The following is a 23,113-nucleotide window of genomic DNA, read 5'->3' as shown; positions in this document are numbered from 1 at the left end:
TGAGTAGAGCAATGTTTTTGAGCTTTTACGCACAAAAGTGAAAAACAAACTTCATCGCTCACCCATAGTCAAACTATTTACGGTAGTTTGGTAGATACTTACGAGCCTTATTCTCGTCATTATATGAGTGCGTTATTGAGTTAATTGTATTATATCAGCAAATCTTTTATTTGAAAATATCTAAAAACTATATTTTCGAACATTTACTTGTGATACAAAACATAATATTCGGTTATAGCGCTTTTTATACGTGATAAATTTCTCCATATTTCTTTTCTAGATACTGAATTAAATAATCTACATTTAAGCCTTCTCCCGTTACATCGTTTAAAATTTCAAGAGGCTTTTTCATTTTTCCGTACTGATGAATATGTTCTGTTAGCCAATTTGTAATTGGCGAAATTTCTCCTTTTTCGAGGAGTTCATCATAATTGGGCAAGTCTTTTAACATGGTATGCTTAAACTGCGCTGCGTACATATAGCCAAGAGCGTAGGAAGGGAAGTACCCAAAGCTTCCTCCGGCCCAGTGTACATCCTGAAGCACGCCTTCTCCATCGTGACTTGGACGAACTCCTAAATATTCTTCGTATTTCTCATTCCAAATTTCCGGTAAATCTGCAACTTTATATTCTCCGTTTATTAATCCTTTTTCAATCTCATAGCGAATCATAATATGAAGAGGATACGTTAACTCATCTGCTTCAATACGAATAAGCGACGGTTTCGCCTCATTTACTCCTCGGTAAAAATCTTCTAAATCTACATCGTCAAATTGTCCCAGCGCATGCTTTTTTAGGACGTCGTAATGATGCTGCCAAAATGCTTTATTTTTCCCGACAAACTGCTCAAAAAACAGCGACTGTGATTCATGAATTCCCATTGAAGTACCTTCACATAGAACCGTACCGACAAGATCCTTTGAAATATTCTGCTCATATAAAGCATGGCCGCATTCGTGAATCGTTCCAAAAATAGCCGTTCGGAAATCGTTTTCAGCATACTTAGTCGTGATGCGCACATCTCCCGGGTTTAAGCCAGTAGCAAAAGGATGGACTGTTTCATCAAGTCGCCCCGCTTCAAAATCATAGCCAAGCGTTTTTAACACGTCTAGACTAAATTGCTTTTGCGCTTCTTTTGGGAAAGTACGGAATAAAAATTCCGTATTTGGCTTTGTATTCGACCCCGCGATCCGCTGAACAAGAGGCACAATATTCTCCCGTAGCTTTCCAAATACCTCGTCTAAGATTTCAACCGTCATCCCCGGTTCAAAAAGGTCTAATAAACGGTTATATTTGTTTCCTTCATACCCCCAATACTCCACAAACTTCTGATTGAACGCTACAATTTTTTCGAGGTACGGTTGAAATAAAGCAAAATCTGCTTTTTCTTTTGCGTCTTCCCAAACCGACTCAGCTTTTGAAGTTAATGTAACGTATTCTTTATATTCATGCGGAGGAATCTTTTTATTTAAGTCATATTCTTTTTTACATTCTTCCACTGCTTTTTTCGTAATATCGTTTATGTAAGGCTGTAACTCAGGGTTTGTTAATTTCTCAATAAAACCTGCCATTTCATCAGAAACAGAAAGATTGAACGCTTCTGATGACATCATGCCAATAACTTCAGAACGCTGATCCGCCCCTTTTTTTGGAGCACCCGTCCTCAAATCCCAGTACATCACTCCGATTGCCTCGTGATAACTTTTGATTTTATTCATGTATTCATAAAACTGTTTCTCAATTTTCTGTATGTCTTCTCTCATTGTTTTTCCTCCTTACTTTCCTTATTTCACCATAAATTATTTTATCATAATAGTAACGGCGTGTATATAACTGAATATTCAATCTATTAAGTATATAAAAAAGCGCGGCTACAACCGCGCTTTTTTATACGTTTTCTATTTTCGTTGGGACATTTTGTTCAATGATTGAACGTACTTTTGAATCTGTGCTTTTTGGCATAAAGATCGTGATTAGACCCTTATCGTTATGAGAGCGAATCAGTCTTCCAACTCCTTGCTTTAAGCGAAGAAGCATATACGGCATATCTGCATCCCAAAATGGATCGACTACTTGATTGCGCTTTGCTTCAAAGACCGGATCATTTGGCGGATACGGCAGAGACCAAATAATTACATTAGATAGCGAAGGTCCAGGAATATCCAATCCTTCCCACAAATGAACAGCGCATAAAACCGTTTCTTCTTCCCTTTGGAACTGAGATACTAATTTACTGATCTCTTGATCGCCTTCAAATAAAAATGTGTACTGATTTAACTCTTTGGAAACTTCTTTGAACATCTCTAGTTCTTCTTTGCTGTTAAACAATAGAAGTGCTCGTCCGTTTGTTTTTTCGAGCTGAGCAACAGCAAAGGCGAATTTTTCAGCAAACGCTTCTTCTTGATCATCCGAAACATTTTTTACCGCAATTTTCATTTGCTCATCATAATCAAATGGCGATTCAACGGAAAAAGAAAGCGGCTTTGCAATCCCTAAGCTATATGCTAAATAATCGAACGATTGGTTATCTGAAAGAGTGGCAGAAGTGAAAATATATGGTATTCTCTTCGCAAATACTCGTTCTTTTAAGACGTCTTTTACTGCTTGCGGCATAATAACCAACGTCAGCTGCCAGTTGTTTTCTTCCACCCAGTAGATGGCATTTTCGTTGTCCATAAATAAACGCAGCGAATAATCAATTTGATCTAGGTACTCATCTACAATTCGCAGCGTATATTCGTCTACTGTATATGTCTCACTCTCAAACACAAGCTCGTTTCCGATATGCTCAAGCAGCGATAAAAGTTCTTTTCCTACACTTTGTAATCCGTTTGTGCGGGCTACTTCTTTACGGCTAGAACCAACGATTTCTGTGCTTGCTTCACTTAAACGGTCAAAGAACATTGCATACACATCGATAGCGTGCTCGATCTTCACAGCAAATTCTTCTCGCACGTCATTTTCTAATAGACGCGTCAACAAGTTTTCTAACGTATCTTCTTGAATGCGATATGTTAAAGCCTTTTGTGCAGCAAATTCCAGCAGGTGACCTTCATCAAATACAACACAGCTGCTTTCAGGAAGAAGCGGAAGCTGTCCTTCACGCTTGCGGGCTTCATATGTCCAAATGTGCTCCATGTAAAAATCGTGAGAGCAAATAATTATGTCATGTGCTTTTCTATAGTGCTCACGTGAAAGCGTTAAGCCGCATCTATGACGCTGCTCACAGGAAGAGCAGTCTTGAAACGTATCCCAGTTAATTTGATTCCATTCCTCATCCGTTAAATGAGGATATTCTTTACGGTCTCCGTAGTGATAGAACGACTGCATACCGCTATGATCATGAACAAAATCAGGAAGCGTATCGTAAATTTCTTCAATGTTTTCATTATCTGTTCGTGCTGTCACAGCATCTAATTTCTTTAAACACAGATACTGATCTTGAGATTTTGCTAGGCGAACATCCATGTTAATATCTAAAATACCAGAGAGCTTTGCAATGTCTCCTTCGGCTTTTACTAACTGTTCAATTAATGTTTCATCCGCACAGGCAATAATAGCTGGCTTGCCAATATACCTTGCATAACAAATAGCGTACAGTAAATACACAATGGTTTTCCCTGTTCCTACACCTGCTTCTGCAAAGATTACATTTTTTTCTTTAAAAGCTCGTTCGATTTGAAAAGCCATAAAAATTTGTTCATCCCGAAGTTCTAACCCAGCGTCTGGAAGATGATCATAAAAAACATCACCTATCCATTCATTTAATTTGTCAAAAAAGTTTTCATCCCGCTCAATTGTAAAAGGCAACCGCTCTCTCATCATCGATACTGACTCCTTTATTTATGTAAATATCTATCAATAAAAATTAGCTTCACTTCTTTTTATCTAGTAAATTTCTCATGTAAGCAAAACTTAATTATTGACTACTTTATCTAAAATGTCAATAAAAAGAGCTGAACATAAAAAAGTTCTGCCTGTAAGGACAGAACCTTTTTGTATAAAAGCTGAGTGTATAGAACGCAAACGGAATAAGTGCTATTAAAAATTAATTACAGCGGAATTTTGAGTCCGTGGACTGAGACAATAAAAAGGCCGCTTCATACTCGGCTTTTGCTTGTTCCAGCTGAGTAAGCGTCTCTCCGCTTACTTCTATTCCCTGCTGCATTAAATGATAGCTGTTTTCCAACGCTTGACGAATCATAGTGAACTGCGTGTTTCTATCCATTTATAAACATCCTCTCTCTGTAGTGCTTACTATAAAAGTGAATACTATCATTCTATACACCAGCTGTTTATTTTATTCTCAAAACCAGCATCTCTGGCTTAATAAATGGCTTCTTTCATTGATCTCTACTATCTGGAGAAGGTATCGATGTATTTGCTAGTTTTCCAGGAAGTCAATTTGAAACGATTCGCAAAGCAAACGGTTTTGCAAAGCTGGACGACCAAAACTTACTCAGCAAATTTGACGAAAAGCTAATCCAAGCGGGTAAAGCGGATAATACGCAATATGCTCTTCCTTATCAGCTAGTCTATAACATCCCTGTCTATAACAAAGGCATTTTTGAAAAACTAAATTTGGATGTTCCTAAAGATTGGAATAGCTTTTTAAAAACATCTGAAACATTAAAGAAAAATGGATACACGCCGATTTTATTTTCAGGAGACGTAAGTCCTTCTCAATTTATTAATCCAATGATTATGAATAACGAACCCACAAACAACGCCCTTCACGAAGTAGAAACGGGCAAGCGCAAGCTAACTGATGAATGGTTTATCAAAACCCTATCTCAAATTAAAGAATTAAATGACAAAGGTTACTTCCAAAAAGATGCTCTTGGTACGAAAAAAGAAAGTGCTGCAGCACTTTTTGCTCAGGAAAAAGGCGCAATGCTTGCTCAAGGTTCTTATATGATGGCTACAGTCAAACAGCAAAATCCGAAGATTGATCAAGGTTTGCTTGCACCGATTACAGTGGATCAAGATAAAGCAAAATACGAAGGTGTTCATACCACGACATTCTTATTAGGTGTTGCTGAAAAATCAAAACACAAAGAAGCTGCAAAGAAATTTTTAACTTTCCTTGCAGATCCAAAAATTTCTTCTGAGTATGCGAATGCTACGGGCCAGTTATTAACGGTCAAAGACGTGAAATATGATTCACCTGAACTCAAAGAAAGCGCAAAATGGAAAGACACAAAAACGGTCTTCCAACCTCGATTTACAATTTTAAATGAGCGCGTATCAAAAGCTGTTGAAACATCTGTACAGGACGTACTATCCGGTATGTCAGCGAAAAAAGCTGCTGAAAAAGCACAAGGAGAGGTAGAACGTGTCGCTAAAAACTAATACGTCTATTCAAGAAGAAGAAAAGAGAACCCCTTCGTTCTCTTTTCCTCTCTTTTCATTTAAAAGTATCTCTAAAAGCAGACATCTATGGTTGTTTTTACTTCCCGGTTTTATCATATATACTGTTTTCTTTGCATTGCCAACGCTTTCTGCTTTATTTTTAAGCACAACTGATTGGAATGGATTGTCTTCTCAGTTCTCATTTGTAGGGTTTCAAAACTTCAAAGAGATTTTAACAAACGATGCTATTTTTACACAGTCTCTTACAAACAACTTAAAGTTCACAATTGGCGTGCTGATCTTTCAAACGTTATTGAGCTTAGGCTTTGCACTTTTACTTTATAAAAATTCTGCATGGAATACATTTTATCGCTCACTCTTTTTTGTACCGACGATTATTTCGTCCGTGTCGATTGCCTTCACGTGGAACTTTATGTATGACCCCAACATTGGAGGAGTTAACCTATTTTTAAGTAAAATAGGCCTTGAGCATTGGACCCAGTCTTGGATTGGAAATGGGCATATCGCAATTTACAGCTTGGCTTTTGTACAATTTTGGGCACATACTGGTCAAATGCTTATTATTTTTGTAGCTGGAATTCAAGCTATTCCCAGTGAGTTATATGAAGCTGCTAGTATTGATGGAGCAACAAGATGGCAAAAATTCAAGCGCATTACGTGGCCTCTTTTAGCTCCAGCTACGACAATGGTTGTGGCTTATACGACCATACAAAGTTTTAAAGCATTTGATTTAATCATTGCAATGACAAATGGAGGTCCCTCCAACTCAACTGAAATTCTTTCGACACTGCTTTATCACGAAGCTTTTATTAATTTTCGTTTCGGCTATGCCTCTGCCATTTCAGTTGTATTTATGATTGTGATTGCTCTTTTAACGTTTCTTCAATTTCGCGTACTTCGCTTGACCAAAATGTAAAAGGAGATTCTTTTATGAAACAAAACCCATTCAGACAACTGATTTTAGGGATATACGGTTTAATCATTCTGTTTCCCTTAAGCTTGGTTTTATTAACAACCTTTAAAACAACGCCTGAACTTTACAGCAACCCAATCGGATTACCAGCAGGCTGGAATATTGAAAATTATAAACAGCTGCTCGTCAATGAACCCATATTTGGCTATATTAAAAACAGCGTGATTGTTACCGTCTTTAGCACGTTTTTTATTCTATGGTTTTCAAGCATGATTGCTTATGCTATTATTCAGCTACCTCAAAAGCTTGGATGGATTGTATACGGCTTTTTTGTTTGCGGAATGATTGTCCCTACTCAAGTCAATATGATTCCTGTCTTTTTGCTGATGAATAAGCTTGGGCTCGTCAATACGCTAACAGGCGTCATTATCGTCTCCATAAGTTTTTTGCTTCCCATCGGTGTGTTTATTATCACGGGGTTTATGAAAACTTTGCCAAGGGAACTATTCGAAGCTGCTCGCATGGACGGAGCGTCAGAGTGGAAAATATATTCAAAAATCGCTCTTCGACTCTCAATACCATCAATGGCTACAGTGGGAATTTTTTCGTTTGTGATTGTGTGGAATGATCTGTTATTCCCTTTGCTATTGTTAAAATCTAAAGAAGTAAAAACGCTGCCTATTGCACTATTGGACTTTCAAGGGGAATTTCTGACTAATTACCCTATGCTATTTTCAGCAGTCGTTCTTTCTTCTATCCCATTATTGATTGCGTACGTGTTTTTGCAAAAGCAGTTCATTTCAGGAATGACATCTGGGGCATTAAAATAGCAGGCAAGAAAATCACGCTTCCATACCTGCCCCTTTATTCTATAGCATTATTTTTTAAAGCACGCTGAGGTTTCGGTTTCTCTACTACTAGATGTTGGTAAACGTATATTAAAGCAGCTTCACCTGTTAGATATGGATGAGGAGGATTAGGGAATATCCACCACTTCTTTTTTTCAGCAATATAGCTTTCAACCATAATTAAAAAGGAAATAAACATAGTAGATGATAAATAGCGCTTAATATGCTGTCGTCCTATAAAAGGGATGGTTAACCATGAAAGAAGCATCATCCCCCCAAAAATCCGTGCTGATCGATTTTTTCTTATTTTATCACCTCTTAGGTTTTAGTATGAGATTTCCCTTTCGTAAATATGTTAGAAATAAGCTAATCATTTCTCGTTTTAAGCCTGCTATTGAAAAGAAATTAATACATATATTGCCCTGCTACTCGCCCATACTATAAAAAAACATAATGGGGTGAGTATATGCATGATTATTATGACGGACTATATAAATACCTGCTTAATGCTACATTTTGGTTTATTTTATTAATTGTCGTGCTCGGGATAGGCATGTTTGGAATGCTAGCTTATCGGGGTTTGAAAAAGAAATAACGTACAAAAGCCAAGCTGGTTTTTACACCGCTTGGCTTTTGTATTTATTGATCGTTGCGTGGAGGACGAGGTCCCCAGTATTGATAGTAGTCTGTTTTAATAAACCCGTTAAACAATTTGCGTTTTTTCGTTGCTTTTTTACCGTAGTATTGTTCAAATTGTTCATGAGATGTAAGCATATAAATGGACCACGTATCAAGCTTAGAAAACGCTTCGCCCATTTCAGCGTACATTTTTTCGACAGAAGGACGATCGCTTAAACGTTCGCCGTACGGAGGGTTACCAATAATGATTCCATATTCTTTCGGCGTCGTAAAGTCGCGCACTTGCATTTGCTTAAATTGAATTAAATCTCCAAGTCCAGCTTCAAATGCATTTTGCTCCGCTACTTTTACCATACGATGGTCAATATCATGACCAGCAATATCTAGCACTTGGTCGTAGTTCGCTAAGTCTTCTGCTTCTTCGCGAGCTTTGTCCCAAATACTTGCTGACATCCATGGCCACTCTTCTGATAAGAAGTCACGGTTAAATCCTGGTGCAATATTTTGACCGATAAGCGCTGCTTCGATAGCAATTGTACCAGAACCACAAAAAACATCGACAAACGGACGATCCGCATTCCACGGCGTTAGCATAATTAGAGCCGCTGCCAGCGTTTCTTTTAAAGGAGCTTCCCCTTGCCCAACGCGGTAACCGCGCTTATGAAGTCCTGCACCGCTTGCGTCAATTGTTAATGTAGCAACATCTTTTAATAGCGCTACTTCAATTTTAAACGTTGACCCTGTTTCTTCGAGCCAGCCTGTTGTTTTGTTATAATGTTTTTTCATGCTGTCAACAATTGCTTTTTTCACAATGCTTTGACAATCTGATACGCTGAACAATTTAGATTTAACTGATTTTCCCGATACAGGAAACTGTGCATCTACGGGCAAATAATCGCCCCAATTTAATGCTTTTGTTTGTTCAAAAAGCTCATCAAACGTACGAGCTTTGAACTGTCCAACCTGCACTTTAATTCGATCTGCTGTACGAAGCCATAAATTGCAGCGAGCAATTGCGAGCTCGTCTCCTTCAAAGATAACCTTGCCATTATCTACTTCACAGTCATATCCTAAAGCACGCACTTCTTTAGCGACCAGTGCTTCAATTCCCATTGCTGCTGTTGCAATAATTTTATATTTCGCCATTTTTCAACCTCATTTTGTTTCTAATTATCTACACTAAGTGTAAAAGTACCATATACATGCGCCGTAGTCAAAGCTTTCTCCGTCTTTTTATTAAAATGCAAAAACTGCTGGCTCTTGATAGAGCCAGCAGTTTCTTCACCTATGTCGCATATAAATGTGTTTTTGAAAGCTTTTCACTTTAAAATTGCGCAAACGGTTGCTCAACTTGTTTATGAAAGTAAGTATACACGTGTTTCATATGGGTACAGCGTACATTTTTCAAGCGTTTCGTTTTTATCCAACGGATAATTATGAATCAGCACTTCTCTGTTTGCAAATGAGCTCTCTGAAGGAAACTCGAAGGTTTGATTATTCGGTGACATATTACAAATAACAACAGCGGTTTTACCTTCTAATGTTCGCGTATACGCATAAATAGCGGAATCTTCTTTTGCCAACAGCTTATAAGTTCCATACACCAGCACATCATACTGTTTTCTAATTTTAATGAGCTGTTTGTAAAAATTCAGTACCGAATTCTTATCACTTTTCTGCTCTTCTACGTTAATATCTACGTAATTTGGATTCACCTTCATCCAAGGGTTCCCAGTAGAAAATCCTGCATTTCTTTCTGTATTCCACTGCATTGGCGTTCTTGAATTATCGCGCCCTGTTTCCCAAATCACTTTCATAATCTCGTCATGTGAATCGCCTTTTTCACGCTGAATACGATAGTAGTTAATCATACCAACATCATCATAATCGGCAATAGAATCGAACTTAACATTGGTCATTCCAAGTTCTTGTCCTTGATAAATAAACGGTGTTCCTTTCATTAAAAAGTATAGTGCAGCTAAGCACTTTGCACTTTCCACTCTGTAAGCTATGCTGCCGAATTTATTTACAGAACGAATTTGGTCATGATTTTCTAAATACAAAGCGTTCCAGCCGTTGATTTTTTCTAAACCATTTTGCCAATTAGTTAAAATCGTTTTTAACTCGATTAAATCAAGCGGTTTTTCTTCTCCTTTATCCCACAGTCCCATATGCTCGAACTGAAAAATCATATTGAAGTTTCCGCCATCTTCAGCTACCCAATCATCTGCGCTGTCCGATGTTACACCATTTGCCTCTCCAACCGTCATAATATCGTATTTGGCAAACGTATTTTCTTTTAGCTCTTTTAAATGTTCTTGAATTCCCGGTCGATTCATATGCCCTTCAAACGACGGCACATAATCTAGCTTTTCAGGGTTCGGTAGATCTGGGAAGCCGGCCACTTTCTTAATATGTGAAATAGCATCTACACGAAAGCCGTCAATTCCTTTATCTAACCACCAGTTAACCATTTCATAAAGCTCATGACGTACTTTTTCGTTTTCCCAGTTTAAATCGGGCTGTTTTTTAGAAAATACGTGCATGTAATATTCTTTTGTCTTTTCATCGAACTCCCAAGCTGATCCGCTAAAAATAGATTCCCAATTGTTGGGCTCTTTTCCATCTTTACCTTCGTGCCAAATATAATAATCACGATATGGATTCTCTTTAGAAGACCTAGATTCTACAAACCAAGGGTGTTCATCTGAAGTATGATTAATAACTAAATCCATAATCAGCTTCATTCCGCGATGGTGAATTTCATCTAGCAGCTCATCAAAGTCTTCCATTGTTCCGAAATCTTTCATAATATCTTTATAATCACTGATATCGTAGCCATTATCGTCGTTAGGAGACTGATAAATCGGACAAATCCAAATGACATCAATTCCAAGATCAGATAAATAGTCTAATTTTGAAATAACCCCTTGAATGTCACCAATTCCGTCGCCGTTTGAATCCATGAAGCTTCGCGGGTAGATTTGATACGCAACAGCTTCTTTCCACCATTTCTTTTCCATGTGCTCAACCCCTCAAAATAGTGCTTTTACGTAAGCGTTCGCATTTACGCATATCGCTATTTTATAATGAATACATGCAAAAAAATAGGTTTTTCATAAAAAAAATCGTTATTCTCTTTTGAATAACGATTTTCACTGCGCCAATTTGTGTTTAAAAGCATAGATGACTGCTTGAGTGCGGTCCTGTACATCCAGCTTACTTAATAAATTGCTCACATGTGTTTTTACCGTCTTTAGCGCAATAAATAATTCGTCTGCAATCTCTTGATTTGTTTTGCCTTGTGTCATTAGCAGTAAAATTTCCATTTCACGAGCTGTCAGTTCTTCATGAGGTAAAGACGGTTTTCTCATTTTAGACATCATTTTACCGGTTACTTCGGGCTCTAATACAGATTGCCCCTCATATGTACGGCGAATAGCAGCTGCAATTTCTCCTGCTTTAGACGTTTTTAATAAGTAGCTTGTTGCCCCTGCCTCTAGAGCGGGATATACTTTTTCATCATCTAGAAAGCTAGTGACAATGATCACTTTCGCTTCTGGCCACTGCTTAATCAGTTGTTTTGTTGCTTCGATCCCGTCCATTTCTTCCATGACTAAATCCATTAAAATAATATCCGGGCGCAGCTGAAGCCCTAATTCAACGGCCTGTTGGCCATTTGCTGCTTCAGCTATCACATGAATGTCTGCTTGAGCCGACAAATACGCTCCTACGCCAATACGAACCATTTCATGATCATCCACTAACAGTACATTAATCATTTTGCTTCTCCTCTCTTTCTACTAACGGTACTTTCACTTCTAGCTTTGTTCCTTTGTCGGGCAAACTAATAATTTTTAATAGGCCTCCAATTTCAACTGCGCGTTCGTACATATTTTGCAGGCCGTACGATCCGACTTTTTCCTTTTCTACATCAAAACCAACTCCGTTATCAACAATACGTAAAATAATGGAAAAGTCACGTTTAATCAGCAGCACATCTAAAGCTGTTGCATTGGCATGACGCAGCGTATTTGATACGGATTCTTGCAAAATTCTAAACAAGTGGTCTTCAATGCCTTTATCAAGTTCAAATCCTTCTATTTTCCAATTTAATTCAAGCGGTACTTTTTGAGCAAGCTCATTCATCAGTTCTTTCATTCCAGCCTGTAGCGATTTTCCTTTTAATGCTGCAGGACGAAGATGAAGAAGCAAAGCCCTCATTTCAAGCTGTGATTGATTAATCATTTTTTCAACCATCTTTAATTGCTTAGCTTCAGAGTCTTGTAGCGTAAGATTAGATTCCGTAATAGCAGACATAAGCATCGAAGCGGCAAATAGCTGCTGACTAACGGAGTCATGCAGTTCTCTAGCAAGCCGATTTCGTTCCTGAGAAACAATTTCTTGCACTTGTTTTTGCTGATTTTCCACTTTTTCCGTTGCCATCTTTTGAGATTGCTGTGCTTGAAGAATCATTTTATGATCTACTTTATTTAAACGGCTTATAATTCGAGACGTTTCTTGGATAAGCGGTTCATTTGCCGACATATGCCGGTGGCCATTTTCTATTTTATATAATCGGTTTTCAACATATGTCCACTGCTGTCTCCACATAAACCCCATGATTCCTCCAATCACGCTTCCAATCGTAAGGCTTAAACTAAAGGAAAACAGCACAAAAGGCATGCCAAATACGCTTGTTTTCCATAAGTCGCTAAGTTGAAAAACAGGATATGCAAAAAACACGGTAAGGAGCACCGATACAAATACAAAAAAACTTAAGAAAATCCCCCATAATAACTGCCGCTGAAGAATACTCATATCCTTTGCACCTCTAAATCTCCAATCACAACAGTTGTAACAATCTTCACTCTATGAGCAGATTGATCAAATTCCTCTGTTTTAATAGACAAATTTTCATTGAACGAAAAGCCGCGCTGATGTCCAAAAACCGTTACGTTTCCTGCTAGTTTAGAATGATTCACAGATACTTCCGTTTCGTAAGGAATGAGCACTTTAATATTTCCAAACACTTGACGAATAAAAATAACCGCATCGCCTTTTGGCAGAACAGTATTGCTTAAATCAACCACAATGTCTCCCCATACGCTTTGAATATTAATATCATCCCATTCGTATACGGAGTCTTCGGTTCTTTGACTACCAAGAAGTTTATTCGTCAAAACCGGCCAGACCTGCACCAAATTTTGATTTGGCTGCTGTGTAAATTCGTCAGTTGGTCTGAATTCAACCGGATGCTTTCTTGATTGAATAAATCTAAGTAAAAAATACAGAAAAAGAGCAATAACTAAAAACTTAAAGGCAACCGTATTAAATATATTCAACACAAGCCCAATAACGCCAATCCAAAATAAAATGCGCCCTAGTTTTCTTCTCATTTTTTTTCGCCCAATATACATGAACGCACCGGCAATTAATACAGAAAAGATCAAGCCGCTGTGAAAAAACATAATTTCAATAAACAGGACAAATAAGCTGCAAATAAAAATGAACATAAGAGATTCTGTTTTGTTTACGCTTTGCACAGCTCTCTCTCCTTTCTCCTCGTAGATGACATAGCGTGCTTTGGATGCTGCAGGTATCTATTCTCTCACCTTAAAAAGACGCAGAAACCTACGCCTTTTTTAGAATACCATGTTTTATGCAGAAACACTGATTTTTTACGATGATTTTACTCTTTTTTCTAATTCAGCAATCTTGCTGTCTACCGTTTGTCTATAGTAATTTGTATTAATTTGATTTTCAAGCTGGTCAATATAGGTTTCCATTTCGTCAAACTGGCTGTAGGACGTATAAGATGCTTCTGTTTTCATTACTGAATTCATACGATGATGCGCACGAGCAATATTTTCGCGCCCCATTAGTTCCATACGGCGGATATGCATATCTTTTACCTTATGCTTCATTTCTTCATACTTTTGTTCAAGCTCCTCTAACTGCTTGGATGCATCTTCATAAGATTCTTTTACGCGCTTTGCTCTCTCTTCATAGTGAGCATGTTCTTTTAAAATAAATTCATGTAATTCCGCTTCTTCAGCTGCTTGTGCTACTTGTGCTTGCTCATGGCGTTTTTTCATCATGTCAAGGGCCAGATGATATTCGCGATTAAACTGTTCTTTTAACGTGTGCTGTCGCTCAACAAGCTGCCTTACCTTTTCGGTCTCCTGCTCGCATTGACGCAAATAGTGGTTTAGTGCAGCAATTGGATTTTTTTGTTCTTTGTGATCAAGCAATTGATGAAGGTCTGCAGAAATCGTTTCTTTCATTCGAGTAAATAAGTTTCTCATTTTGTTCCTCTCCTTAGATAATAAAGTAAACTTTTATTATTTTTGATTTAAGTCAGCCCACTGACGTTCAAAATGCTTAAATGGATCTTCTTTTTCCATTTTTATAGGGCTGCTGCTGTTCCACTTTTTATATACAATGTAAAGTACGACTGCTGCAATGATACCAGCAAGGGCCGGGAGGTTTGAAACAGTTGTTAAGAGTACGACAACACCAATAAACCCCCAGAGCCATTTTTTAAAGGGGGTCTCTGCTTTAACAAACCCTTTAAATGCTACGTATAAAATAACCAAGCCAAGTGCAAGCCCTACCATCGGACCAGCATTTGCAAGAAGAACGATAGCAGCTACCGCTCCAATCAAAAACAAACCAACTTTTTTCATTTTGTCTCCTCCTTTCGCTTATCTATATACTTAGTTTAAGGATTATGACATTTTTTCAAAACGAGCTAGAGCTTTATTTTCTCCTAAGACCTGAGGCTGACAACAAGCTCAGTCTGATTGTACAAAAAAAATGACAGCTTATGATAAGCTGTCATTTTGACATAAAAAAAGCTCTTCCGTTATACGAAGAGCTGTGTTGGATTAAAATATAGTGTATAACAACAAGTGTCGATTGCTTTTCAATAACGTTCTGTAAGCCATGTTTTGTACCATTGTACTGCAAGCGGCTAGCTACCTCGTACTCCGGTGGCAATTATCTATCTACAAAATGTAACCATTTTGTCCTTCCTTCCGTTCAGTTCCTTCCAGAAAGTTCCCCTACCATTATTTGGGTTTCTCGCTCGAGGGGTTTACCTCGTTCCACTCTTACCATTTCTGATAAGACTTCGTCACTGTGGCACTTTCAGAGTAGTCAAGCCATATCTTAAAAAGACTTAGGCTTTTTCCCCGCCGTTAGCTTTTAACAGCTACCCTAGCTTATGACTTCGCTAGGCACGAACACTACAGACATCGCAGTCTGTGCGAGCATGGACTTTCCTCTACATCCTCATATGTGATGCAGCAATTACCCGAACGTTATTGATAACGACTTTCCTTAGTATAATAAAAATAGGAGTTGAATGCAACTCCTATTTTTAGGTTATTCGTATAATTTACTTCCAAACACATGTTTTTCTAAGTTCGACAAACGTTTTAAAATATCAAAGTTTGTCGTACCCGCTTGCTGCTGCTGTTGAGCCGGCGGCGGGGTAAACGAAGGTTGTTGCGGCTTTTTAGATAACTCTTCTACTTGCTTTTTTAAGCGTAAATTTTCAGTTTGTAATGCTTCAATTTCTTCATGAAATGCTTCATAATCTTTAATAACAGAATCTAGATACTTATCTACTTCTTCTTGATTATAGCCTCTCATGCCTGTTTTAAATTCTTTTTCTAAAATTTCTTTGGCCGTTAAACGGATTTTATCAGCTAACATCTCTATCACCTCGAATACGATAAACCTTATCTTTATTATAATTCATTTTTTCAAAAATAGCTTCAAATGTCAATTTATCTTTTAAAATGTTTCGCCAAGTGGCGTTAAAAAGACGAAAATTTTTCTTCATCCACGATATCCTGTAAGTCGTGAGACGTCACCATTATAATAGGGTATTCTTCTCGTTCAGCACGTTTTTTAGCCGTTTCTAACATATATTTAGGACTTCCTTCGTGCTCTTCGTCGTAAACTAAACAAATACCTTCACTTTTTTCTACTAAAAATTGATTTTTTAACCGAAACTGTGCTGGACTTTCATATTTCTTTTTTGTAATGCTATCTACATAATCTGCTTGACTTAAGACGAATTCATACAATTCTTTATTGACGTCATTCCATTTTTCTTCTTGCTCCAAAAACGGTGTTAAAACAGCTAACTGAAGCTCGGGATAATCGAGCTGAAGATCAAATACCACTTCTGCTGCCCAAATTTCTACTCCTAGCTGGCCACTAATCAATACCCATTCTAATCCATCTTCTACTAATTCCTGTAATTTTTTATAGAGCGCTTTTTTTATGTATGTAATGCCTTGATGTTTTTCATTAAAAATCCCAAGTTCGAATGGCTTATAACCAGTAACCGTTAGCACCTTCATTATATAACTCCTTTGTAACAAAATAGAATAGGAACTGATGTAATCAGCTCCTATTAACGTACATTATCTAAAATACCCTGAATTAGGTCCTTGATGCGCGCCTTTTGTATGACAGCTTCCTTGGCCGCAACCTTTGTGTCCCGGATAACTAGCACCTGCTACTTGACCTGGGTAGCCTCCTTGACCTGGATAACCAGCACCTGCTACCTGACCTGGGTAACCTCCTTGACCTGGGTAACCAGCACCTGCTACTTGACCTGGGTAGCCTCCCATTTGACCTGGATAGCCTGCTCCCCCTACTTGAGTTGGATATTGTTGCGCACCGCCAAAAAACTGTTGATTTGAAGTTTCATTTACAACAGATTGCGTTTGCGGGAAGTAATGCACGTGCTTCACATTTGTATGATTCACCAATGTATTATGACTTGGATGAATGTGAGGTACAACTACCTCCTGAGAAGTAAACTGCGTGCAGCATTTTGTTGGATGCACAATTGGTGGCATACATTTTGTTGGTCTTGGATACATATCCTTTTTCCCCTTTCACTGTTTAGTTATTACACTATTACAATATGTGAAGGGTAGTGTACATGTACTAAGACAAACACCTATTTTTGGCCTACATAAAGGAGTTATACGAATTTTTCAAACTGCTTAAGACAATTACTGTTAAACAAATTAATGCGAAAAATGATACTAAAATCACATTTTTCATGAGGCCTCTCTCCATCTCACCAAAGTTCTGTTTTTAAGCTGTAAGAATAAGTCTTACATTGACTAATTTTATCAATGACTGAAAAATAGAACAATATAAAACATCCACAAAAACAAAAGAATAATAATTCTGAATATTTTAAAACAAATCAGCTGAAGTCTATGCTTTAGCTGATTTATTTTTTAGTCTAAGAAGTCTTTTTTCAAGCGCTTCCTTTGACGTTTTTTTAGTCATTTCTCTGAGTTGATTCCACTTTTCCAAGGCCAGCTCAGTATATAGAAGTGCTTGATGAACATCTTTGAGACGATGCTCATAAATTTTAGCTAGCTCAACCAATGCTTCTATAGCGACGTCACCTTCACATGTTTGAACCAAGGGTTCAAACATATCCACTGCCTCTTTCCAACTCTTCTCTTTTTTATAATGATAACCCATCGCTAGCTGAGCTTTTTCATGCTCTTCTTTTTCTTTTTCCGCTACGCCCTGATAAAGAGAGAAAGCGTGCTTATTCTCCCCTAACTGCTCATACCACCTTGCTACTTCATATGTTTCTTTTTCTGTAAACTCCTCACTAGTAAGGAGATGTTTTGATAAATGAATGTATAAGGTGATAAGTGATAAAATATCATGTTCATTATGTTTCATAATGTCGAATAAGCCTCTTGGATTTTTCGTTTCAATAAAATCAAAATAAATCATGGGAGCTAAGAAACCTGGAATATCATCAACTCGTTCAATTCCAAGTATTTCTTTTTCGACATTTGCAAGCTTAACCGAATTCATTTTGTGTTTCCACAGCCTTCTTGATGCATGCAGTAAATCAAAGTGACCGAACTTAGGCAGCTTGGGCAAATGATCTCTTAATAGCGTATGACGAGTCTTCACATGAGGCCAATCGAAAGATTTCCCATTATAAGTCACAAGCGTCGTATAGTCTACTTCTTTTAAAAAACTTTCGTAAAATGCTACTTCTCCACTTGGCTCTGTTAATATATGCTGACGAAAAACGACGGAATCTTTTAGCACCCTTGCATATCCTAGCAAAAAGATAGTCGTTCCCGTACCTGTACTAAGCCCCGTCGTTTCCGTATCAAAGAAAAATAAATCTGAATATGTGCGGCCTTTTGATGAAAGCGGATGAGCAACTGTAGAGCCATTCCATACTTCCACTACTTTTTTCAGCTCATTAAATTCATAATGGCCATGCTTGTAGTGGAGCGGGTAAACCACTTCTCTGATCATACAGTAGCTGTCTTCCGCAAAGTAAGGCACAGCATAATTTCCCTTCCATTCCTGCTCATAGGGAATAGACGCGCTTTTAGGTCGCTGCGGGTTACTTTCAACCGGCGGCTTTGCTTCTGTATCTGTAACATGAAGATGCTTTTTCATACGGTTTAATTTATCTTTAAAAGACACGAGTTCACCTACTTTTCAGTTGTTGTAGCAGCACCAGCGCATCGCTTTTTGCGTGTTCTCCCTGTGCTTCCATACCAATACAAGAAGGACAGCCGCTTTCGCAAGAACAATTTACAATTAATTGATTGGTTTGACTTAGCACATCATTCATTTGTTCGTATACTTTGTCACTTAGCCCAATGCCTCCTGGGTATCGATCATATAAGAAGATAGTCGGCTGTTCGTTGTGCACCGCTTTTATCTGAGGCACTACATGTAAATCAGACGGATCGCACATCACCATAAGCGGCGCAATTGACTGAATAGCATTTGCCACGGAAATGAGCGCTTGTTCCAATCGTTCTTCAGATTCGTGAAACTGTTCTTTTTCAAAGCTTAGCCACACGGCATTTGTATGAAGCTCTTCTTCCGGAAGTGAAATGGGGCCTGACCCTATGTTTTCATGCGTCTCAAACTTTATTTTTTTAAATATTGTAGCCATGGCGCTGACCATTACATCACCATAACCGATTGAATACGTTCTCTCCATCCGTTCTTTATCAGCTTCTAGAACCTTTAAGTTAACCGCTAAGTTTGCATCGGTGAAATAGTCTACATCGACTTCACGAACATACGCTTTTTTCTCATCCCAGTCCAAGTATTCTACTTGATACTGAATGCCTTGATGCAAGTAAATCGCCTCATCATGAAGAAGCGTCATGGCACTAAAGCGATCCATTTCTCCAATTACTTTCACATTTGCAACGTCCGATTGATCAATGATGACAACATTTTCTTGGGATGCAGAGCGCAGACTAATGTTATGAGCTGGGAACGAATCACTCATCCAGTACCATTTGTCTCTGCTAAAATGAATAACTCGCTCTTCTTGCAAAAACTCCAGCACGTCTTCAATTTCTACCCCATCAAATGTTTCTCCCTGCTTAAACGGCAGCTCATAGGACGCACATTTTAAATGATCGACTAAAATAACAAGATTATCGGGATTAATTCGAGCTGTTTCTGGATTTCGGCTAAAAAAGTAATCCGGATGCTGAATCATATACTGATCAAGCGGACTTGAACTTGCGACCATCACAATGACGGCTTCTCCGTGACGTCTCCCTGCTCGTCCTGCTTGCTGCCAAGCGCTTGCAACCGTGCCTGGATAACCTGTCATCACACACACCTGCAGCTGCCCGATATCCACTCCCAGCTCTAAAGCATTCGTACTGACTACCCCGTAAATACTTCCCTCTCGAAGTCCTCTTTCTATTTCGCGGCGCTGCTTCGGCAAATATCCTCCGCGGTACCCTTGAATAGACTTATTTTGAAGCTGGTTTTTTACGAGCTCCTGCAGATACGTTAAAATAATTTCCACTCGTACTCGGCTTCGTGCAAATACAATCGTTTGAATTTTATTTTTCAAAAACTCTCCCGCAATATTTCGCACTTCAAGCGTAGCACTTCTTCTAATGTTTAAAGGTTTATTAACAATAGGCGGGTTATAAAAAATAAAATGCTTGCGGCCGCTAGGTGCTCCGTTGTTATCTACTAACATAACATGAGCTCCCGTTAAATGTTCAGCGAGTTCTTTTGGGTTAGCGATGGTCGCTGATGTACAAATAAAGATAGGATTGCTTCCATAGTAGCGGCAAATCCGTTTTAACCGGCGTATAACGTTGGCTACGTGGCTTCCAAAAACACCGCGGTACGTATGAAGTTCATCAATCACAATGTACTTCAGGTTTTCAAACAGTGATACCCATTTAGTATGATGAGGTAAAATAGCTGAATGAAGCATATCTGGATTCGTAATAACAATATGACCTGCTTTTCTCACCTTTTGACGGATATTTGCCGGAGTATCTCCATCATACGTATAGCTATTGATGGGTACTTCCATTTCTTCAATGATTTCATTTAATTCACTTTTTTGATCTTGGGCAAGCGCTTTTGTTGGAAACAAATAAAGGGCTCTAGCCTGATCATTCTCCATAATACTTTGTAGTACCGGCAAGTTGTAGCACAATGTTTTCCCAGATGCTGTCGGCGTCACAGCCACAACATTCTTCTTAGCTGTCGCCAAATCAAACGCTGTTTTTTGATGCGTATAAAGCGAACCAATTCCTCGGTTTTCAAGTGCTTGCCGCAGTTTCGTATGCAAAGAAGCTGGAAATGGCGCAGTTTTAGCTTCTTTCTCTTCGATTGTATGCCAATGAACAATATTTTGCTGATACGATGGATTCGTTTGCAAGATATCCATTACTTCTTGTAAGTTTTTTCGTATTCTCATTTTCATCACCTGCTTCTATTTTAACGAATGAACGTTCGATAGAAAACCATAAGTTTTTGTATGTTTTTAGTGGATTCGGACATGGTATTAATACAGTAAATTTTTCAAGGAGATGTTAAAAATGGGAAGCCCTTATCTTTGCCCTAGCTGCAAAACAAACCGAACGCGTTTTAATATCATTGAACAAAATGCAAAACCTGTAAAAATGGATCCAAGAAGCGGAGACGTAGTAGAAGAATACACAAACGATACGCTCGATGCCTTTCACGCTGCTTATAACGGACCGCAAAAACGCATTCAGTGCGGAGCTTGCGGATTAGTAGAAGATGAAACCATGTTTGTACGACATGCTGAATCGAATAAACTTCAATAAAAAAGGTGAGGCTCTTTGGCCTCACCTTTAATCATATAAATCTTTATGCTTTTTCTTAATCAAAAAGCAAACATTTTCATCTAAAAAATTCATGTCCTTTCTTATACAAACATGCTAAAATACCTAAAAAAGATATGGAGATGATGGTCATGTCATTTCTTCTTTCGCTTTTACCTTTCTCCTTTTTGAAGAAATTTCGTTTTCCTTCAGGAAGAGAAGTTAATGAAGATAAAATGTTCGATAAAACGAATGTAGAGATGCTTCAACAGAGAGTCAAGCTAGTTTCACTTGCTCTTGTAGTTTCCTATCCTATTTATATTTATATAGGGTTTTCTTTACTTCAACATGCGGGGACATCTCAGTTTAGACATACACTAATTGGTATTCATTTCACTAGTTTTGCTCTCTCCTCTCTTTATTTATTTTTCTATTATGTTAGTAAGAGAAAAGAACGGTTTGCTAACTACTTAAGCACCATGATATATGGCTATATATTTTATTACGTATTTGCTGCAGCACTTTCTACTATTAACAGTCAGCTTTTCACAGGTCGCGTAGACGTATATATGATGCTTTTGATTTCCACAGCTGTTTTATGTCCTATGAAATTAAAACATCTGTGCATCATTTTTATTCCTAACCACCTTTTTTTACTATACGGCTTATCACGATATGTACCGGATTCTTTTTCTCTTATTTCAAAGCAGATCAATACAACTGCAGCAGTTGCTATCGCTTTACTTATTTCATACATTCTTTATACATACCATCACAAAGAATATATGAATCGTTTACAGCTAAAAGAAAGCGAACGTAATTTTTTTACGCTGTTCAAAATTAATCCCTATCCTTTACTATTAACGAGATTATCTGACCACAAAGTGCTGCTCATTAACAATAAAGCTATTCATTTTTACAATCTTGCTTCTCAAGATCTTGATCAAATAGACGGATTTATAATCTATCCTACCGATGAAGATCGAGAGGAGATTTTAAAACGTCTTCAACAAGAGAAATATGTAAAAAACTACGTCCTAGAAGCACGTGAATATGGAGATTCTAAGTGGGTTATGATCAATTATGAATTACTAGAGTATCAAAGCGAAAGCTGCATACTCGCAGGTATTACCGATATAACCGATTTAAAAGCGGTTAAGCATGAATTGAGCTTGCACGCTTCAACTGATATGCTAACCGGAATTTTACATCGAAGAAGCGGAATGGAAAAACTGCAGCTGGAACTGCTGAGAGCTAAAACCAATCATACATCTTTTCTATTATGTTTTATCGATATTAATTCTTTAAAACTAGTAAATGATCAATACGGTCATAGAGAAGGCGACTGGCTTATTAAAATAATAGCAGAATCAATTAACGGTTATATTAGCAAAGATGATACGCTCTTTCGCTACGGAGGCGATGAGTTTTTATTAATTGCTCCTGAACAAACGGAAGAATACGTACAAGAGCTGTGGCAAAATATTAATGAACAGCTAGAAGATAAAAAGAAAGAATTTAATAAGCCATATGCACTGTCTGCGAGTTACGGATTTATTATATGTGCGCCTTCACACGACACCAATCTAGATACATTAATTCAAAAAGCAGATGCTGTCATGTATAAGCAAAAACATACGCGCGTTTCTTCCGCCTTTAAGTAAATCATCGAAGTCCTTGCGCCATCGATTCGCTAAATAGAATGATCAAGGAATAAATCCGTGCATGAATTACGCATGCACTTTCTTTCTTTGCAAAGAAAAACTATAATAGATGATGCAAGTATTTTACTGATATATGGAAAGGACGTACATATGTTTACAATTAAAGAATATACGGCTGAACAGCTGCAGGATCCATTTGGTCTCCTTCTAGGTGAACGCTATGAATTTCATTTATACATTGAGGTAGAAGAAGGTGATGAATTATATACGGGCAACGACCTAGCACTACGCGTAGTATATATTAAAGGCGAAGATAACACTTCTATTGCCCAAACTCATTTCTACGAAGTTTCAACAAATAAAGTATTAGACTTCGATCTTGAAGAAGAGGAAGAAGAAGCTGTAAAAGAGTTTTGCGGGAAGCATTTGCCTTCAGAGGAAGGTACAAATAACGAGGAATAATTAAAAGAGGCTGGGACAAACGTATTTTAGTTGAAGGAAAATTCGAACGATGAATCGAGAT

Annotated in this window: 23 protein-coding genes, 1 other RNA gene and 1 riboswitch; of the genes, 7 read left to right on the top strand and 17 right to left on the bottom strand. The window is 37.9% G+C overall.

The features are described from left to right. Positions 1 to 45: 45 nt before the first annotated feature. A riboswitch (purine riboswitch) is annotated at positions 46 to 147 on the bottom strand. Positions 148 to 244: 97 nt separating this feature from the next. From Q5794_RS07625 to Q5794_RS07615, 3 genes are all read right to left on the bottom strand, one after another. Continuing rightward, positions 245 to 1,762, bottom strand: coding sequence for a carboxypeptidase M32 (locus tag Q5794_RS07625; protein ID WP_214985671.1), 1,518 nt, complete (start codon positions 1,760 to 1,762; stop codon positions 245 to 247). A gap of 124 nt (positions 1,763 to 1,886) precedes the next feature. Beyond that, a complete protein-coding gene (locus tag Q5794_RS07620) occupies positions 1,887 to 3,824 on the bottom strand; it encodes an ATP-dependent DNA helicase (protein ID WP_214985669.1) in 1,938 nt (645 codons plus the stop codon). 223 nt (positions 3,825 to 4,047) lie between these two features. Beyond that, entirely contained in the window at positions 4,048 to 4,227 is a 180-nt protein-coding gene (locus Q5794_RS07615; RefSeq protein WP_013056154.1) for a hypothetical protein, read from the bottom strand. 143 nt (positions 4,228 to 4,370) lie between these two features. Between Q5794_RS07615 and Q5794_RS07610 the strand changes: the two genes are divergently transcribed. Genes Q5794_RS07610 through Q5794_RS07600 form a run of 3 tightly spaced genes read left to right on the top strand, consistent with a single transcriptional unit; the run spans position 4,371 to position 7,115 of the window. Next, the gene (locus Q5794_RS07610; RefSeq protein ID WP_374989202.1) at positions 4,371 to 5,351 is read left to right on the top strand and encodes an ABC transporter substrate-binding protein; all 981 of its coding nucleotides are present in this window, start codon (positions 4,371 to 4,373) and stop codon (positions 5,349 to 5,351) included. Continuing rightward, positions 5,335 to 6,288, top strand: a complete 954-nt coding sequence (locus tag Q5794_RS07605; protein ID WP_013082365.1) for a carbohydrate ABC transporter permease — start codon at positions 5,335 to 5,337, stop codon at positions 6,286 to 6,288. Before Q5794_RS07610 ends, Q5794_RS07605 begins: the two co-directional genes overlap by 17 nt. Before the next feature lie 14 nt (positions 6,289 to 6,302). Further along, a complete protein-coding gene (locus Q5794_RS07600; RefSeq protein WP_328244631.1) occupies positions 6,303 to 7,115 on the top strand; it encodes a carbohydrate ABC transporter permease in 813 nt (270 codons plus the stop codon). Between the two features lie 34 nt (positions 7,116 to 7,149). Here Q5794_RS07600 and Q5794_RS07595 read toward each other — a convergent pair whose 3' ends face one another. Beyond that, positions 7,150 to 7,404 (bottom strand): hypothetical protein, encoded by a 255-nt coding sequence (locus tag Q5794_RS07595; RefSeq protein WP_251033972.1) that lies wholly within the window; start codon positions 7,402 to 7,404, stop codon positions 7,150 to 7,152. 195 nt (positions 7,405 to 7,599) lie between these two features. Here Q5794_RS07595 and Q5794_RS07590 point away from each other — a divergent pair, with 195 nt between their 5' ends. Continuing rightward, positions 7,600 to 7,728 (top strand): hypothetical protein, encoded by a 129-nt coding sequence (locus Q5794_RS07590; RefSeq protein ID WP_013056148.1) that lies wholly within the window; start codon positions 7,600 to 7,602, stop codon positions 7,726 to 7,728. A gap of 44 nt (positions 7,729 to 7,772) precedes the next feature. Here Q5794_RS07590 and Q5794_RS07585 read toward each other — a convergent pair whose 3' ends face one another. The 13 genes from Q5794_RS07585 to Q5794_RS07525 all read right to left on the bottom strand — a co-directional run bounded on the left by Q5794_RS07585 (position 7,773) and on the right by Q5794_RS07525 (position 20,556). Beyond that, the gene (locus tag Q5794_RS07585; RefSeq protein WP_025749346.1) at positions 7,773 to 8,918 is read right to left on the bottom strand and encodes a class I SAM-dependent RNA methyltransferase; all 1,146 of its coding nucleotides are present in this window, start codon (positions 8,916 to 8,918) and stop codon (positions 7,773 to 7,775) included. A 209-nt stretch (positions 8,919 to 9,127) separates the two neighbouring features. After that, a complete protein-coding gene (locus tag Q5794_RS07580; RefSeq protein WP_374988937.1) occupies positions 9,128 to 10,795 on the bottom strand; it encodes an alpha-glucosidase in 1,668 nt (555 codons plus the stop codon). A gap of 132 nt (positions 10,796 to 10,927) precedes the next feature. Continuing rightward, positions 10,928 to 11,554, bottom strand: coding sequence for a response regulator transcription factor (locus Q5794_RS07575; protein ID WP_013082360.1), 627 nt, complete (start codon positions 11,552 to 11,554; stop codon positions 10,928 to 10,930). Next, complete coding sequence (locus Q5794_RS07570) at positions 11,547 to 12,593, bottom strand: sensor histidine kinase (protein WP_192997630.1); 1,047 nt, start codon at positions 12,591 to 12,593, stop codon at positions 11,547 to 11,549. Before Q5794_RS07570 ends, Q5794_RS07575 begins: the two co-directional genes overlap by 8 nt. Continuing rightward, the gene (liaF, locus tag Q5794_RS07565; protein ID WP_214985661.1) at positions 12,590 to 13,318 is read right to left on the bottom strand and encodes a cell wall-active antibiotics response protein LiaF; all 729 of its coding nucleotides are present in this window, start codon (positions 13,316 to 13,318) and stop codon (positions 12,590 to 12,592) included. Before liaF ends, Q5794_RS07570 begins: the two co-directional genes overlap by 4 nt. A gap of 135 nt (positions 13,319 to 13,453) precedes the next feature. Then, positions 13,454 to 14,080, bottom strand: a complete 627-nt coding sequence (locus Q5794_RS07560) for a PspA/IM30 family protein (protein WP_013056142.1) — start codon at positions 14,078 to 14,080, stop codon at positions 13,454 to 13,456. A 36-nt stretch (positions 14,081 to 14,116) separates the two neighbouring features. After that, positions 14,117 to 14,461: a flagellar basal body rod protein gene (locus Q5794_RS07555; RefSeq protein WP_192997632.1), complete on the bottom strand. Its 345-nt coding sequence runs from the start codon at positions 14,459 to 14,461 to the stop codon at positions 14,117 to 14,119. Positions 14,462 to 14,709: 248 nt separating this feature from the next. Continuing rightward, positions 14,710 to 15,098: RNase P RNA component class B (gene rnpB / locus Q5794_RS07550), an RNA gene on the bottom strand. A 63-nt stretch (positions 15,099 to 15,161) separates the two neighbouring features. Next, positions 15,162 to 15,494 carry a cell division regulator GpsB gene (gene gpsB, locus Q5794_RS07545; RefSeq protein WP_013056140.1) on the bottom strand — a complete coding sequence of 111 codons (333 nt, stop codon included), beginning with the start codon at positions 15,492 to 15,494 and terminating at the stop codon, positions 15,162 to 15,164. A gap of 104 nt (positions 15,495 to 15,598) precedes the next feature. Further along, positions 15,599 to 16,150 (bottom strand): DUF1273 domain-containing protein, encoded by a 552-nt coding sequence (locus tag Q5794_RS07540; protein ID WP_028414057.1) that lies wholly within the window; start codon positions 16,148 to 16,150, stop codon positions 15,599 to 15,601. 63 nt (positions 16,151 to 16,213) lie between these two features. After that, positions 16,214 to 16,678 (bottom strand): spore coat protein, encoded by a 465-nt coding sequence (locus Q5794_RS07535; protein ID WP_061859656.1) that lies wholly within the window; start codon positions 16,676 to 16,678, stop codon positions 16,214 to 16,216. A gap of 346 nt (positions 16,679 to 17,024) precedes the next feature. Then, on the bottom strand, positions 17,025 to 18,281 hold the full coding sequence (locus tag Q5794_RS07530) for a ribonuclease H-like domain-containing protein (RefSeq protein WP_214985659.1): 1,257 nt from the start codon (positions 18,279 to 18,281) through the stop codon (positions 17,025 to 17,027). A gap of 4 nt (positions 18,282 to 18,285) precedes the next feature. Next, on the bottom strand, positions 18,286 to 20,556 hold the full coding sequence (locus Q5794_RS07525) for a DEAD/DEAH box helicase (RefSeq protein ID WP_285229674.1): 2,271 nt from the start codon (positions 20,554 to 20,556) through the stop codon (positions 18,286 to 18,288). 121 nt (positions 20,557 to 20,677) lie between these two features. On the opposite strand from Q5794_RS07525, the gene Q5794_RS07520 reads away from it, so the two are divergent. The 3 genes from Q5794_RS07520 to Q5794_RS07510 all read left to right on the top strand — a co-directional run bounded on the left by Q5794_RS07520 (position 20,678) and on the right by Q5794_RS07510 (position 23,052). Continuing rightward, complete coding sequence (locus tag Q5794_RS07520) at positions 20,678 to 20,929, top strand: hypothetical protein (RefSeq protein WP_013056134.1); 252 nt, start codon at positions 20,678 to 20,680, stop codon at positions 20,927 to 20,929. A 149-nt stretch (positions 20,930 to 21,078) separates the two neighbouring features. Continuing rightward, entirely contained in the window at positions 21,079 to 22,590 is a 1,512-nt protein-coding gene (locus Q5794_RS07515; protein WP_374988936.1) for a diguanylate cyclase domain-containing protein, read from the top strand. A gap of 150 nt (positions 22,591 to 22,740) precedes the next feature. Further along, positions 22,741 to 23,052, top strand: a complete 312-nt coding sequence (locus tag Q5794_RS07510; RefSeq protein WP_374988935.1) for a DUF6509 family protein — start codon at positions 22,741 to 22,743, stop codon at positions 23,050 to 23,052. The last annotated feature ends 61 nt before the right edge of the window (positions 23,053 to 23,113 follow it).

The organism is Priestia megaterium, assembly GCF_041941685.1.
Taxonomy (GTDB): Bacteria; Bacillota; Bacilli; order Bacillales; family Bacillaceae_H; genus Priestia; species Priestia megaterium_C.
This window is presented reverse-complemented; position numbering and strand designations above follow the sequence as displayed.